This window comes from Actinacidiphila sp. bgisy167 (assembly GCF_965342175.1).
GTDB lineage: Bacteria > Actinomycetota > Actinomycetes > Streptomycetales > Streptomycetaceae > Actinacidiphila.
On sequence record NZ_CBDRBL010000005.1, the window covers coordinates 130,930 to 144,009 of the forward strand.

The window sequence follows — 13,080 nt, forward strand, 5'->3', positions numbered from 1 at the left end:
GCGCGGTTCCCTGCCCCTCCCGCTGCACCGGGACGGCGCCGAGACGCATCGGCACCCGCCCCGGCCCCGGTGCCGTCGCGCGGCGAGGTAGTTTCGACGGGTGGACCACTCCGTTGACACCCCCCGCCCGGGCCGCCTGGTGCTGCTGACCACCACGCACCGGATCGCCCCCGGCCTGCTCTCCTGGCCCGCCTGGGAGCTGCTGCGCACCGCCGACCTGGTCGTGAGCCCGGATCCGGGGAACCCGCAGCTGCCCTACCTGCGGGAGGCCGGGGTCGCCGTCGAGCCGTCCACGCCCACCGGGCAGGAGCTGGTCGACCTCACCGAGGGCGGCCGCACCGTGGTCTACCTGGCCGGCGGCGAGGGCGACCGCGCCGTCACCGACGAGCTCGCCCGGCTCGGCGGCTCGGGCCGGGTGCACATGCCGGACCTGGAGTTGCTGCCCGGCTCCTATGACCTGCCGGGAGCGAGGCTGCTCGACCTGGTGCAGGTGATGGACAGGATCCGCCGCGAGTGCCCGTGGAGCAGCGTCCGCACCACCGAGGAACTGGTCAAGTACGGCATCGAGGAGATGTACGAGCTCGTCGAGGCCGCCGAGTCCGGTGACCGGGAGGCCCTGCGCGAGGAGCTCGGAGACGTCCTGCTGCAGGTCGTCTTCCACGCGCGGATCGCGCAGGACGACCCTGAGGAGCCGTTCTCGATCGACGACGTCGCCGGAACCATCGTGGACAAGCTGATCAACCGGCACCCGCACGTCTTCGGCGACGAGGTCGCCGAGACGCCCGAGGACGTCCGGGAGCACTGGCTGCGCACCAAGGCGGAGGAGAAGCGGCGCGGCTCGGTCACCGAAGGCGTTCCGCTCGGGCAGCCCGCGCTCGCCCTCGCCGCCAAGCTCGGGTCCCGGGCCCGCCAGGTGGGCCTGTCCGTGGCCGTCCCGGACCAGGACCAGGACGCCGCCGATACCGGGGACCGTCTGCTGGCGCTCGCGCTCGCTGCCCAGGAGGCCGGCATCGACCCGGAATCCGCGCTGCGTGCCGCCGCGCGCCGCTTCCGTGACGCGATCGTGGAGGCGGAGAAGGCGGGCTGAGCTGCCGCGGAGCATCTCCTCCGCCCGTGCGTCAGCCTGGGCGAAGCGGGTAAAAGGGTCATATGCGAGCACTCGAGCAGATGCAGCTGGCCGTGCCGCACGACTACCTCGTCGGCATCGCTCCGCTGGTGGTGGGCATCTTCCTGGTCGGGATCCTCGTCGGGGCGGTGTCGATCGGGATGTGGGCCCGAAGTAAGGAACCGCCCCCCGAGCAGAAGCCGCAGCCCCGTGGCGGGGCCTGGCACACGCGCGAGGAGTACGGGCGGCCTACCCCACCTGACCACGGCCCCGGACATCAGGAGGGCGAGCGGCACTCGCTCACCGAATGGCGGGAGCCCGACGAATGGCCTCAGGACGGCATCCGGCGCCTTCCGCACTCCCTCAAGGGCTTCGGCAACTGGGGCTCCCACGGAGTGAGCAGCCCGGAGGGCGTCACCGGTGGCGCCCAGGCCGCCCGCCGCGCACAGGAGGGCACCCCCGAGAGCACCCGCGGCCCCGGAGAGAGCCGCCGTCCGGCGGCCGCCGCCGGTGGGGCGGGCGGGGCGCCGAGAGGCGCACCGACCCGTTCCGGGCCGGGGCAGGAGGAGAGCGGCAAGGAAGGCCACGAAGGGCGCTGAGGCCCAGCCCCCTTGCCGCGGGCGGCCTGTGGCAAGGGCATGTCAGGTCGGCGCACGGCGACCCGGCCTCGCGCGCGGCGCTGCACGGGTTCTGGTCGTGGGGTGGTGACCATGGCGTGGCCGGCGCCCTGAGCACCGGAGCCGTGGCCTTCCGCGAGGCCCGCGCGGGGTGTTGCGGCAGAGCCAGGACGCCGTGATCCGGCAGGTGGGGCCAGTGTCACCGACCGGGTGCCCGCGATCGCCCTGCCGCCGGACCAGTGGGACCTGGACGCTGCGGTGAGCCGCGCCCGTCGCCCGTTCGCACCTCCGTGGAATCGGCCCCCCTCGGGTGCGTCTCCGGCCGGTACACCCCCCACGCGTCCCCGGCGGGAGCCGGGCAGAGCACGAACGCGCTCCCGCTTCGCGGAGGGCCCGTCCCAGCGGCCGCGCGCGCTCAGCCGAAGCTCCGCAGTCCGGCGCGCGCGCCCCGCGGGCCGGGCACGAGGCTGCGGGGGGCGGGCGCTGCGCGTGCCGGGCCGCCCTCGGGGCCCACGGCCGAGTACGCCTAGTCTGGCGGCCATGCGCATCGACGTACCGCACGCCTGGCCGCGCGATGAGGCGGAGGCCCTGGCCCTGCAGGACCGGCTGCGCCCGCTGGCGGACCACCGCGGTCCCGGCCCGCAGCGGCCCCGATACGTGGCCGGGCTGGACGTCGCGTACGGCGGAGGCCACGGCTTCGAGGGCGACACCGTCGCCGCGGCCGTCGTCGTGCTCGACACCGCGACGCTGGCCCCCGTCGAGCAGGTGACGGCGACCGCCCGGGCCGGCTTCCCGTATGTGCCCGGGCTCTTCGCCTTCCGCGAACTGCCCGTGCTGATCGACGCGCTGGAGCAGCTCACCCTCACCCCCGACCTGCTGCTCTGCGACGGGCAGGGCCTCGCGCACCCGCGGCGCTTCGGGCTCGCCTGCCACCTGGGGGTGATCACCGGCCTCCCGGCCGCGGGCGTGGCGAAGACCCCGTTCGTCGGCGCCTGGGACCCGGAAGCGCTCGGTGCGGCCCGGGGAGCGACCGCGCCGCTGGTGGACGCGGGGGAGGTGGTGGGCCGGGTGCTGCGCACCCGCAGCGGGGTCAAGCCGGTCTACGTCTCGACCGGCCACGGCATCGACCTGGACACCGCCTGCCGGCATGTGCTGGCCCTCGCGCCCGACTACCGCCTCCCGGAGACCACCCGGCTCGCCGACCGGCTCAGCCGCGAGCGGCTAACGTCATGGGGTGCATGACAGCGTGACCCCCGACCCCGGCACCCCGGCCGCACCCGAACTGTTCACCTGGCAGTTCGCGACCGACCCCTACCCCGCGTACGCCTGGCTGCGCGAGCACTCACCGGTACACCGCACGACCCTGCCCAGCGGGGTGGAGGCATGGCTGGTCACCCGGTACGCGGACGCCCGGCAGGCGCTCGCCGACGCGCGGCTCAGCAAGAACCCCGTCCACCATTCCGAACGCGCCCACGCCAAGGGCAAGGTGGGCATCCCCGGTGAGCGCAGCGCCGACCTCATGACGCATCTGCTCAACATCGACCCGCCCGACCACACCCGGCTGCGGCGACTGGTCTCCAAGGCCTTCACCCCGCGCCGGGTGGCCGAGTTCGCGCCGCGGGTGCAGGAGCTCACCGACCGCCTGATCGACGGCTTCGCCGCCGAGGGGTCGGCGGATCTCATCCATGAGTTCGCGTTCCCGCTGCCGATCTACGCCATCTGCGACCTGCTGGGCGTCCCCGCCGAGGACCAGGACGACTTCCGGGACTGGGCGGGCATGATGATCCGGCACGGCGGCGGGCCGCGCGGGGGAGTGGCGCGCTCGGTGAAGAAGATGCGCGCCTACCTGCTGGAGCTGATCCACCGCAAGCGCTCCGAGCTCGGCGACGACCTGATCTCCGGGCTGATCAGGGCCAGTGACCACGGCGAGCACCTCACCGAGAACGAGGCCGCCGCGATGGCCTTCATCCTGCTCTTCGCGGGCTTCGAGACGACCGTCAACCTCATCGGCAACGGCACCTACAGCCTGCTGCGCCACCCGGAGCAGCGGCGCCTGCTCCAGGACTCCCTCGCCCGCGGCGAGCGCGAGCCGCTCGGCACCGCGGTGGAGGAACTGCTGCGCTACGACGGCCCGGTGGAGCTGGCCACCTGGCGCTTCGCGACCGAACCGCTCACCGTGGGCGGGAAGTCGATCGCCACCGGCGACCCGGTCCTCGTCGTCCTGGCGGCCGCGAACCGCGACCCGGCCCGCTTCGCCGATCCGGACACCCTGGACCTGTCACGCCGCGACAACCAGCACCTCGGCTACGGTCACGGCATCCACTACTGCCTCGGCGCCCCGCTCGCCCGGCTCGAGGCGCAGGCCGCGCTGGCCACGCTGCTGACCCGGTTGCCGGACCTCCGACTGGCCGCCGATCCGGCCGACTTGAGGTGGCGGGGCGGCCTGATCATGCGCGGTCTGCGGACTCTGCCGGTGTCCTTCACCCCGGAACGGGACTGACGCGGCGTCACAACGTGATCTCCGCGTGATCCGTGAGACACCGACTTGTGATGCATGGGCCAAGGCGACTACCGTCTGTCGCCATCGCAGTATTTCGCACCTGAAAGGCGATGGCGCATGCTGAAGTCCGGGAACGGCCGACACCGCAAGCCGCGTCAGGCCCCGGCCGCAGTGGTCGCGGTCGCGGCGACCGGGGCGGGCCTCACGCTCCCCCTCTTCGCAGCGGGCGGCGCGAGCGCAGCGGACGCCAACAGCACCTGGAACGCCGTCGCCCTGTGCGAGAGCGGCGGTCTGTGGAGCTCCAACACCGGCAACGGGTTCTACGGCGGTCTGCAGATCACCGAGGAGACCTGGCAGCAGTACGGCGGTCGCCAGTACGCCGAGCGCCCCGACCTCGCCAGCCGCAACGAGCAGATAACCGTGGCCGAGAAGATCCTCGCGGAGCTCGGCCCGGACGCCTGGTCCAGCTGCGCCGAGTCCTCCGGGCTCATCGGCGCCGTCGACGACCTGCTGCACGGCGGCGACGGCACCGGCGACGGCGCCGGCGACGGCGACGGCACCGGCGACGGCGACCAGGGAGCGGGCGACTCGACGGGCGCGCCGACGAGCGGTTCGACGGACGACTCCACCGGCACCGGTGACGACACCACCGCCGACACCACCGCCCCGGCCGCCGGTGACGACACCACCACCCCGGCGGCCGGCGACGGCACCGGCACCGCCACGCCGGACGCCGACCCGACCGAGGGCCCCGTCGGCACCGTGACCCCCTCCGCCGGCGACCAGGCCAAGGGCCCCGGCAAGCACCGCAAGCCGGACGCGGGCGCCCCCCACGGCGCCGAGACCGGCACCGTCAGGGTGGACCCGGCCACGGGCTCCGCCGGGGAGCAGCGGCACGACCGCGCGGGCCTGCCGACCCACTTCGTCGAGGGAGATGCCGCCTGGGGCGTCATCCACCTCGCCCCCGACACGCACGAGGACGCCGGGAAGGCCGGCGACGGCCGGGGCACGGCGAGCGCCGCGAGCGCCAGGAGCAGCACCGGCGGCCACTACCTGGTGCGGGAGGGCGACTCGCTCAGCGAGATCGCGGCGGAGCAGCATGTGACGGGCGGCTGGCGCGGCCTGTACGACGCGAACCGCGATGTCATCGGTGACGACCCGAACCTGATCAGCCCCGGTTCGTCCCTCGTCCTCGGCCGCTGAGCCGCCGGGCGTCCGCCGGGCAGGACCCCGCCCCGCCCGGCGGACGCCGGCTGACATCGGGCTGAACTTTCGCCTCCGTACCGAGCACGGGCGTGTCCATCCCCCGAGCGTGCCCGTCTGGGGCTTTTCGGGTCGGTTAGGCTCATGCCGAAACGAAGAGACATCCAGAAGGAGACTCACGTGCCGTCCATCGACGTCGTCGTAGCCCGGGAAATCCTCGACTCGCGAGGCAACCCCACCGTCGAGGTCGAGGTCGGCCTCGACGACGGCAGCACAGGCCGTGCAGCCGTCCCCTCCGGTGCGTCCACCGGTGCGTTCGAGGCCCTCGAGCTCCGCGACGGCGACAAGGGCCGTTACCTGGGCAAGGGCGTGGAGAAGGCCGTGCTGGCCGTCATCGAGCAGATCGGCCCCGAGCTGGTCGGCTACGACGCGACCGAGCAGCGCCTGATCGACCAGGCGATGTTCGACCTGGACGCCACCCCGGACAAGTCCTCGCTCGGCGCCAACGCGATCCTCGGTGTGTCGCTGGCCGTGGCCCACGCCGCCTCCGAGGCCTCCGACCTCCCGCTTTTCCGCTACCTGGGCGGCCCGAACGCCCACGTGCTGCCGGTCCCGATGATGAACATCCTGAACGGCGGCTCGCACGCCGACTCCAACGTGGACATCCAGGAGTTCATGATCGCCCCCATCGGCGCGGAGTCCTTCTCCGAGGCCCTGCGCTGGGGCGCCGAGGTCTACCACACGCTCAAGGCGGTCCTGAAGGAGCGCGGCCTGTCCACCGGCCTCGGCGACGAGGGCGGCTTCGCCCCGAACCTGCCGAGCAACCGTGACGCCCTCGACCTGATCGTCGAGGCCATCAAGAAGGCCGGCTACCAGCCCGGCCAGGACATCGCGCTCGCGCTCGACGTGGCGGCCTCCGAGTTCTACAAGGACGGCGGCTACTCCTTCGAGGGCAAGACCCTGTCGGCGGCCGAGATGACCGCGTACTACGCCGAGCTCGTCGAGGCGTACCCGCTGGTCTCCATCGAGGACCCGCTGAACGAGGAGGACTGGGACGGCTGGAAGACCATCACCGAGCAGCTCGGTGACAAGGTCCAGCTGGTCGGCGACGACCTGTTCGTCACCAACCCGGAGCGGCTGCAGCGCGGCATCGACAGCGGCACCGCCAACGCGCTGCTGGTCAAGGTCAACCAGATCGGCTCGCTGACCGAGACCCTGGACGCCGTCGAGCTGGCCCAGCGCAACGGCTACAAGTGCATGATGTCGCACCGCTCCGGCGAGACCGAGGACGTCACCATCGCCGACCTCGCCGTCGCCACCAACTGCGGCCAGATCAAGACCGGCGCCCCCGCGCGCAGCGAGCGCGTCGCCAAGTACAACCAGCTGCTGCGCATCGAGGAGATCCTCGACGACGCCGCAGTGTACGCCGGCCGCTCCGCCTTCCCGCGCTTCAAGGGCTGAGCCGTCCGGTGCCGCCCGCCGCGCCCGCGGCGGGCGGCACCCGGCGCGGCTAGGGCCACCCGAACCCCCACCGGAGGTGCACGTGCCGGATCGCTTCTCCACCGCGACGCGTATCCGTGCCCTCGGGGCACAGGCGCAGGCCCGCGTCTACCGCGCGGCCGGCCGCCCGCGGCCCTCGCTGCGCCGCGGCCGCAGCCGGCTGACCGGTCGGGCCGCGCTGCTGGCGCTGGTGGTCTGCGCCCTGATCGTCGCCCTGGCCTACCCCATGCGGCAGTATGTCGCGCAGCGCTCGCAGATCGCCGACCAGCGCAAGCAGGCCGAGCAGGCGCGCAAGCGGGTGGACGAGCTGCGCGAGGAGAAGGCCCGCTGGCAGGACCCGGAGTACGTCAAGGCGCAGGCCCGGGCCCGGCTGCACTACGTACTGCCGGGCGAGACGGCGTATACGGTGGTGGAACCCAGCGGGGCCGCGGCCCCCGAGAACACCGACGCCCGCCGCAGGGACAGCGCGGCCCGCCGCCCCTGGTACGCCAACCTGTGGGACGGCGTCGACCACGCGGACGCCGCCGCCACCGCAGCCCACCGTTGACGCACCCCCCGAAAGAGACACGCCCAGGCATGGAAACGCCCCCGCCGCAGACCGAGCACGCCCCGCCCACGGAGGCGGACATCGCCGCCTTCGAAGAGCAGCTCGGCCGCCCGCCGCGCGGCCTGCGGGCCATCGCGCACCGCTGCCCCTGCGGCAACCCCGACGTGGTGGAGACCGCCCCGCGCCTGGAGGACGGGACGCCGTTCCCGACGCTGTACTACCTGACCTGCCCGCGCGCCGCCTCGGCGATCGGCACCCTCGAGGCCGAGGGCGTCATGAAGGAGATGACGGCCCGCCTCGCCGAGGACCTGGAGCTGGCCGCCGCCTACCGCGCCGCGCACGAGGACTACATCGCCCGCCGGGACGCCATCGAGGTCCTGGAAGGCTTCCCCAGCGCCGGCGGGATGCCGGACCGGGTCAAGTGCCTGCACGTCCTGGTCGGCCACTCCCTCGCGGCGGGCCCCGGGGTGAACCCGCTGGGCGACGAGACGATCGCGATGCTGCCCGAGTGGTGGCGCAAGGGGCCGTGCGTGAGCCCCTGCGGCGGCGCCGGACAGGACGAGGAGGAGAACCGGTGACCCGGGTCGCCGCCATCGACTGCGGCACCAACTCCATCCGTCTGCTCGTCGCGGACGCGGACCCCGCGACCGGCGAGATCAAGGACCTCGACCGGCGGATGACCGTCGTCCGGCTCGGCCAGGACGTGGACCGCACCGGCCGGCTCGCCCCCGAGGCCCTGGAGCGCACCTTCGCGGCCTGCCGCGAGTACGCGGCCGTGATCTCGGAACTGGAGGCGCGCGAGGTCCGTTTCGTGGCCACCTCCGCCTCCCGTGACGCCTCCAACCGGGACGACTTCGTGCGTGGGGTGGTCGACATCCTCGGCGTGGAGCCCGAGGTGATCAGTGGTGACCAGGAGGCGGAGTTCTCCTTCACCGGCGCCACCAAGGAGCTGGCCGGGCGGACGGACCTCGAACGCCCCTTCTTGGTCGTGGACATCGGCGGCGGCTCCACCGAGTTCGTCGTCGGCGACGACCGGGTCACGGCCGCGCGCTCGGTCGACGTCGGCTGCGTGCGGATGACCGAGCGCCACCTCGTCCGCGACGGCGTGGTCACCGACCCGCCCACGGCCGGTCAGATCGCCGCCATGACGCGGGACATCGACGCCGCCCTCGATCTCGCCGAGCGGACAGTCCCCCTGCGCGAGGCCCGCACGCTCGTTGGGCTGGCCGGATCGGTGACCACGGTCGCCGCGATCGCGCTGGAACTCCCCAGCTACGACTGGACGGCCATCCACCACTCCCGCATCCCGGTCGAGACGGTGCGCGAGATCAGCGCCCGCCTGCTGTCGGCCACGCACGCCGAGCGCGCCGCGATCCCGGTGATGCACCCCGGGCGGGTCGACGTGATCGGCGCCGGGGCCCTGGTGCTGCTGCGGATCATGGAACGCACGGGTGCCCGGGAGGCCGTGGTCTCGGAGCACGACATCCTCGACGGGATCGCCTTTCACGCGGCCGAGACGCCGTCGTAGGCCACCCCGACAAAATCGCCCGGTCTCCGGCCCGACTGCCTACAGGTTGCGGTAGACGTCCCGCCGGTCGCCCACCTTGACGACGAGGACGACGAGTTCACCATCGTTGATCTGGTAGGCGACCCGGTAGCTTCCGACCCGGAGCCGGTAGAGCCCCGACGGGCCGGTGAGCTTCTTGACGTCGGCGTCCTCGCGGTACGGGTCGTCGCCGAGCGCGGTCAGTGCGGTCAGGATGCGCATGGCGTCGGGCCGACTGATGGCCCGAAGCTGCCGCTGCGCTGCCGCGGTGAACCGGAAGGCGTACTTCACGCCGCGTCGCCGTCGTGCTCGGTGAACAGATCCGCCAGCAGTTCCGCCATCGTCACGGTGGGGCCACCCTCGGTCAGGACCGCTTCGGCTTCGCGCGCCAACATGACGTCGGCCGCTTCTTCCAGCGCCTCGAAGTCTGCGATCGGAACCACGGCCGCCACCGGAGCGCCGTTGCGCGTGATGACGGTCGGAACGCCTTCCTCGGCCCGGTTGATGTGATCGGCGAGGTGCGCGCGGGCTTCCCGTACGGTCACGGTGTGCTCAGTCATGACATCAGTGTACGCATTCACGTGTACACGTGGTCGCTCCAAGAGTCGCATTTGCGCGCGATCCTCGACGGCATCGCGCAAGCATCGCCTGAGCAGGGGCTTTAGCATCTGAGCGGACCACAGGGGCGGGCGTGACACGCCCGCCCCGCGAAGTTCGTGAATTTCTTCACATGAAAGTTCCCGCCGGACGGCCCAACTGTCCGGTGTGAGGGGCGCCCGAGGTCGGGCGAACCCTTGCTGCGGCGGTGTTTCGGCGGTGTTGCGGGACGGTGGCGCGGGCTCCGCGGCGGGCGATCGCCGCTGGTCACAACGGCCGCTCAACGCCCGTGCGATCTGCGGGGTTCCCACCCGCTCCTGTGTCTCTGATCACGAAGCGGCGCAGTTTAGCAGAGGGCGCCCCAAACCTTGTGAAGGGGCTCACGAGGTACCCCCTGGGGCGTGGTGAATACTCGAAGCCATGAGCACCACGGAGCGTCCCAGGATCCTCGTAGTAGGCGGAGGGTACGTCGGCCTGTACGCGGCGCGGCGCATCCTCAAGAAGATGCGTTACGCGGAAGCGACGGTGACCGTCGTCGACCCGCGCTCGTACATGACGTACCAGCCTTTCCTGCCGGAAGCCGCCGCCGGCAGCATCTCCCCCCGCCACGTCGTGGTGCCGCTGCGCCGCGTGCTCCCCAAGGCGGAGGTCCTCACCGGCCGGGTCACCAGCATCGACCAGGACCGCAAGGTCGCGGTCGTGGAGCCGCTCGTGGGCGAGACCTACGAACTGCCCTTCGACTACCTGGTGGTGGCGCTCGGCGCCGTCTCCCGCACTTTCCCGATCCCCGGCCTCGCCGAGCACGGCATCGGCATGAAGGGCGTCGAGGAGGCCATCGGCCTGCGCAACCACGTGCTGGAGCAGCTCGACAAGGCCGACTCCACCACTGACGAGGACGTCCGCCGCAAGGCGCTCACCTTCGTCTTCGTCGGCGGCGGCTTCGCCGGCGCCGAGACGGTCGGCGAGGTCGAGGACATGGCCCGCGACGCGGCCAAGTACTACACCAACGTCAAGCGCGAGGACATGCGGTTCATCCTCGTCGACGCCGCCGACAAGATCCTCCCCGAGGTCGGCCCCGAGCTGGGCACCTGGGGTCTGGAGCACCTGCGCGAGCGCGGCATCGAGGTCTACCTCGGCACCTCCATGAGCTCCTGCGTCGACAAGCACGTGGTGCTCGCCAACGGCCTCGAGGTCGACGCCTCCACCATCGTGTGGACGGCGGGCGTCAAGCCCAACCCGGCGCTCGCCAAGTACGGCCTGCCGCTCGGACCGCGCGGCCACGTGGACACCGCCGCGACGCTCCAGGTGCAGGGCACCGACTACATCTGGTCCGCCGGCGACAACGCCCAGGTCCCCGACCTGGCCTCCGGCCCCGGCGCCTGGTGCCCGCCGAACGCCCAGCACGCGCTGCGCCAGGCCAAGGTGCTCGGCGACAACGTGGTGTCCGGCATGCGCGGCTTCCCGCAGAAGGAGTACAAGCACTCCAACCTCGGCGCCGTGGCCGGCCTCGGCCTGCACAAGGGTGTGGCCCTGATCCGCTTCGGCAAGCTCAAGCTGAAGTTCAAGGGCCGCCTGGCCTGGTACATGCACCGCGGCTACCACGGCATGGCCGTGCCGACCTTCAACCGCAAGATCCGCGTCGTCGCCGACTGGACGCTGGGGATGTTCCTCAAGCGCGAGGTCGTCTCGCTCGGCGCCATCGAGAACCCGCGCGAGGAGTTCTACGAGGCCGCCAAGCCGCCGGTCCCGGCGGCGGTCACCGCCGACAGCGGCAAGGCCAAGGCAGAGGCCAAGGCCTGAGCCCGGTGCCGGAAGGGTACTGAGCTGCGGCCGGGCAGGTCCCGGCCGGGCCGGTGCCGAACAGGCAGGAGTACGGCCGAAGGGCGTCCGCCATCCGTGGGGCGGGCGCCCTTCGTCGTGCCTGTGTCCCTGGTTCCGGGGCACAGGACATGAGATGGGTAGAGGCAAAGAAGCGGTGGCGCGGGAATGTCGGTGTATCACGCATCGGTTTCCCAGCCCAGTGGACCCGTCTTCATGGAGGCACGGAGGTACGCGCCATGGCCGATGCGGCCGGACGACTGACCGCTCTCGCCGAGCAGGCGCTCGGCGTTCCCATCCCGCTGCGCGTCCGCGCGTGGGACGGCAGCGAGACCGGGCCGCCCGGCACCCCGGCCCTGGTCGTACGGCACCGCCGGGCGTTGCGCCGGCTGCTGTACAAGCCCGGTGAACTCGGCCTGGCCCGCGCCTGGGTGGCCGGGGAACTGGACGTCGACGGCGACCTCTACGAGGCGCTGGACCTGCTCTCCGGGCTTGTCTGGGAGCGTCCCGCCCAGGGCCCCGGGGCTGCGCGCGCCGGGGCTGCGCCGCGCCGTCTGCTGGGCCTCGCGCGCGACCCCGCGACCTACCGGCTGGCCCGCGAGGTCCTCGCCCTGGCCGGCCCCGGCCTGCCGCCGCCCCCGCCGCCGGAGGAGGTCCGCAGGCGCTCCGGTGTGCTGCACAGCCCGGTCCGCGACCGGCAGGCGATCAGTCACCACTACAACGTCGGCAACGACTTCTACGAGCTGGTGCTCGGCCCGTCCATGGTCTACTCGTGCGCCTACTGGGAGGGGCCCGACGCGACGCTGGAGGACGCCCAGCGGGCCAAGCTCGACCTCATCTGCCGAAAGCTCGAACTGCGTCCCGGTCAGAGGCTGCTGGACGTCGGCTGCGGCTGGGGCTCCATGGTGATGCACGCCGCCGAGCACTACGGCGTCCACGCCACCGGTGTCACGCTCTCCACCGAGCAGGCCTCCTACGCGCGCAAGCGGGTCGCCGAGGCGGGCCTGGCCGACCGGATCGAGATCCGGGTGCAGGACTACCGGGCGGTCGACGACGGCCCCTACGACGCCGTCTCGTCGATCGGCATGGCCGAGCACGTGGGCCGCGAGCGCTACCGGCAGTACGCCGAAGTGCTCCACGCCCTGCTGCGGCCCGGCGGGCGGCTGCTCAACCACCAGATCGCCCGCCGCCCCTGGGCGGACGAGGAGGCGTACCACGTCGACGAGTTCATCGACCGGTACGTCTTTCCCGACGGCGAGCTGGCCCCGGTCGGCTCCACCGTCTCCCGGCTGGAGGAGGCCGGGTTCGAGGTGCGGGACGTGGAGGCGATCCGCGAGCACTACGCACTGACGCTGCGGCAGTGGGTCGCCAACCTCGAGGCCCACTGGGCCGAGGCCGTCCGCCTCGCCGGTGCCGGCCGGGCCCGGGTCTGGCGGCTCTACATGGCGGCTTCCGCGCTCTCCTTCGAACAGAACCGGATCGGCGTCAACCAGGTCCTGGCCGTCCGCCCGACCAAGGACGGCGGCTCCGGGATGCCCCGCACCCGGGCCGACTGGCTGGGCTCGGGCCGGCAGGCCTGAACGCGCCGTCGGGGGGGGGGGGGGGGGGGGGGGGAAAGCCCACACCCCCCCCCGCCCCCCCTCCCCC

Annotated in this window: 13 protein-coding genes; 11 read left to right on the plus strand and 2 right to left on the minus strand. The window is 72.7% G+C overall.

Features of this window, described 5'->3' with window-relative positions; genetic code table 11:
* Positions 1 to 100 precede the first annotated feature (100 nt).
* From ACRWND_RS03510 to ACRWND_RS03550, 9 genes are all read left to right on the plus strand, one after another.
* A complete protein-coding gene (locus ACRWND_RS03510) occupies positions 101 to 1,087 on the plus strand; it encodes a nucleoside triphosphate pyrophosphohydrolase (RefSeq protein WP_431945713.1) in 987 nt (328 codons plus the stop codon).
* Between the two features lie 62 nt (positions 1,088 to 1,149).
* Complete coding sequence (locus ACRWND_RS03515) at positions 1,150 to 1,704, plus strand: DUF6479 family protein (protein WP_431945715.1); 555 nt, start codon at positions 1,150 to 1,152, stop codon at positions 1,702 to 1,704.
* A 558-nt stretch (positions 1,705 to 2,262) separates the two neighbouring features.
* The gene (locus tag ACRWND_RS03520; protein ID WP_431945717.1) at positions 2,263 to 2,964 is read left to right on the plus strand and encodes an endonuclease V; all 702 of its coding nucleotides are present in this window, start codon (positions 2,263 to 2,265) and stop codon (positions 2,962 to 2,964) included.
* A complete protein-coding gene (locus ACRWND_RS03525; protein WP_431945719.1) occupies positions 2,957 to 4,222 on the plus strand; it encodes a cytochrome P450 family protein in 1,266 nt (421 codons plus the stop codon). Before ACRWND_RS03520 ends, ACRWND_RS03525 begins: the two co-directional genes overlap by 8 nt.
* A gap of 117 nt (positions 4,223 to 4,339) precedes the next feature.
* Positions 4,340 to 5,425: a transglycosylase family protein gene (locus tag ACRWND_RS03530; RefSeq protein ID WP_431945721.1), complete on the plus strand. Its 1,086-nt coding sequence runs from the start codon at positions 4,340 to 4,342 to the stop codon at positions 5,423 to 5,425.
* A gap of 180 nt (positions 5,426 to 5,605) precedes the next feature.
* On the plus strand, positions 5,606 to 6,886 hold the full coding sequence (gene eno / locus ACRWND_RS03535) for a phosphopyruvate hydratase (RefSeq protein WP_431945723.1): 1,281 nt from the start codon (positions 5,606 to 5,608) through the stop codon (positions 6,884 to 6,886).
* A gap of 82 nt (positions 6,887 to 6,968) precedes the next feature.
* Positions 6,969 to 7,472 carry an FtsB family cell division protein gene (locus ACRWND_RS03540; protein WP_431945725.1) on the plus strand — a complete coding sequence of 168 codons (504 nt, stop codon included), beginning with the start codon at positions 6,969 to 6,971 and terminating at the stop codon, positions 7,470 to 7,472.
* 29 nt (positions 7,473 to 7,501) lie between these two features.
* Positions 7,502 to 8,050 carry a DUF501 domain-containing protein gene (locus ACRWND_RS03545; RefSeq protein WP_431945727.1) on the plus strand — a complete coding sequence of 183 codons (549 nt, stop codon included), beginning with the start codon at positions 7,502 to 7,504 and terminating at the stop codon, positions 8,048 to 8,050.
* Positions 8,047 to 9,000, plus strand: coding sequence for an exopolyphosphatase (locus ACRWND_RS03550; protein WP_431945729.1), 954 nt, complete (start codon positions 8,047 to 8,049; stop codon positions 8,998 to 9,000). Before ACRWND_RS03545 ends, ACRWND_RS03550 begins: the two co-directional genes overlap by 4 nt.
* Before the next feature lie 39 nt (positions 9,001 to 9,039).
* Here the strand turns inward: ACRWND_RS03550 and ACRWND_RS03555 are convergent, their stop codons facing one another.
* Positions 9,040 to 9,309: a type II toxin-antitoxin system RelE family toxin gene (locus ACRWND_RS03555; protein ID WP_431945731.1), complete on the minus strand. Its 270-nt coding sequence runs from the start codon at positions 9,307 to 9,309 to the stop codon at positions 9,040 to 9,042.
* Positions 9,306 to 9,578 (minus strand): type II toxin-antitoxin system Phd/YefM family antitoxin, encoded by a 273-nt coding sequence (locus ACRWND_RS03560; protein ID WP_431945733.1) that lies wholly within the window; start codon positions 9,576 to 9,578, stop codon positions 9,306 to 9,308. The genes ACRWND_RS03555 and ACRWND_RS03560 overlap by 4 nt, the downstream gene beginning before the upstream one ends.
* 457 nt (positions 9,579 to 10,035) lie before the next feature.
* Here ACRWND_RS03560 and ACRWND_RS03565 point away from each other — a divergent pair, with 457 nt between their 5' ends.
* Together ACRWND_RS03565 and ACRWND_RS03570 are read left to right on the plus strand one after the other, a co-directional pair.
* Positions 10,036 to 11,415 carry an NAD(P)/FAD-dependent oxidoreductase gene (locus ACRWND_RS03565; RefSeq protein WP_431945735.1) on the plus strand — a complete coding sequence of 460 codons (1,380 nt, stop codon included), beginning with the start codon at positions 10,036 to 10,038 and terminating at the stop codon, positions 11,413 to 11,415.
* Between the two features lie 257 nt (positions 11,416 to 11,672).
* Complete coding sequence (locus tag ACRWND_RS03570; RefSeq protein ID WP_431945737.1) at positions 11,673 to 13,013, plus strand: class I SAM-dependent methyltransferase; 1,341 nt, start codon at positions 11,673 to 11,675, stop codon at positions 13,011 to 13,013.
* The last annotated feature ends 67 nt before the right edge of the window (positions 13,014 to 13,080 follow it).

Bases quoted from the DNA above. Each gene is read 5' to 3' on its own strand.
- ACRWND_RS03515 (WP_431945715.1), top strand. From the start codon at position 1,150: ATGCGAGCACTCGAGCAGATGCAGCTGGCCGTGCCGCACGACTACCTC.
- ACRWND_RS03520 (WP_431945717.1), top strand. From the start codon at position 2,263: ATGCGCATCGACGTACCGCACGCCTGGCCGCGCGATGAGGCGGAGGCC.
- ACRWND_RS03530 (WP_431945721.1), top strand. From the start codon at position 4,340: ATGCTGAAGTCCGGGAACGGCCGACACCGCAAGCCGCGTCAGGCCCCG.
- ACRWND_RS03545 (WP_431945727.1), top strand. From the start codon at position 7,502: ATGGAAACGCCCCCGCCGCAGACCGAGCACGCCCCGCCCACGGAGGCG.
- ACRWND_RS03560 (WP_431945733.1), bottom strand. From the start codon at position 9,578: ATGACTGAGCACACCGTGACCGTACGGGAAGCCCGCGCGCACCTCGCC.
- ACRWND_RS03565 (WP_431945735.1), top strand. From the start codon at position 10,036: ATGAGCACCACGGAGCGTCCCAGGATCCTCGTAGTAGGCGGAGGGTAC.
- ACRWND_RS03570 (WP_431945737.1), top strand. From the start codon at position 11,673: ATGGCCGATGCGGCCGGACGACTGACCGCTCTCGCCGAGCAGGCGCTC.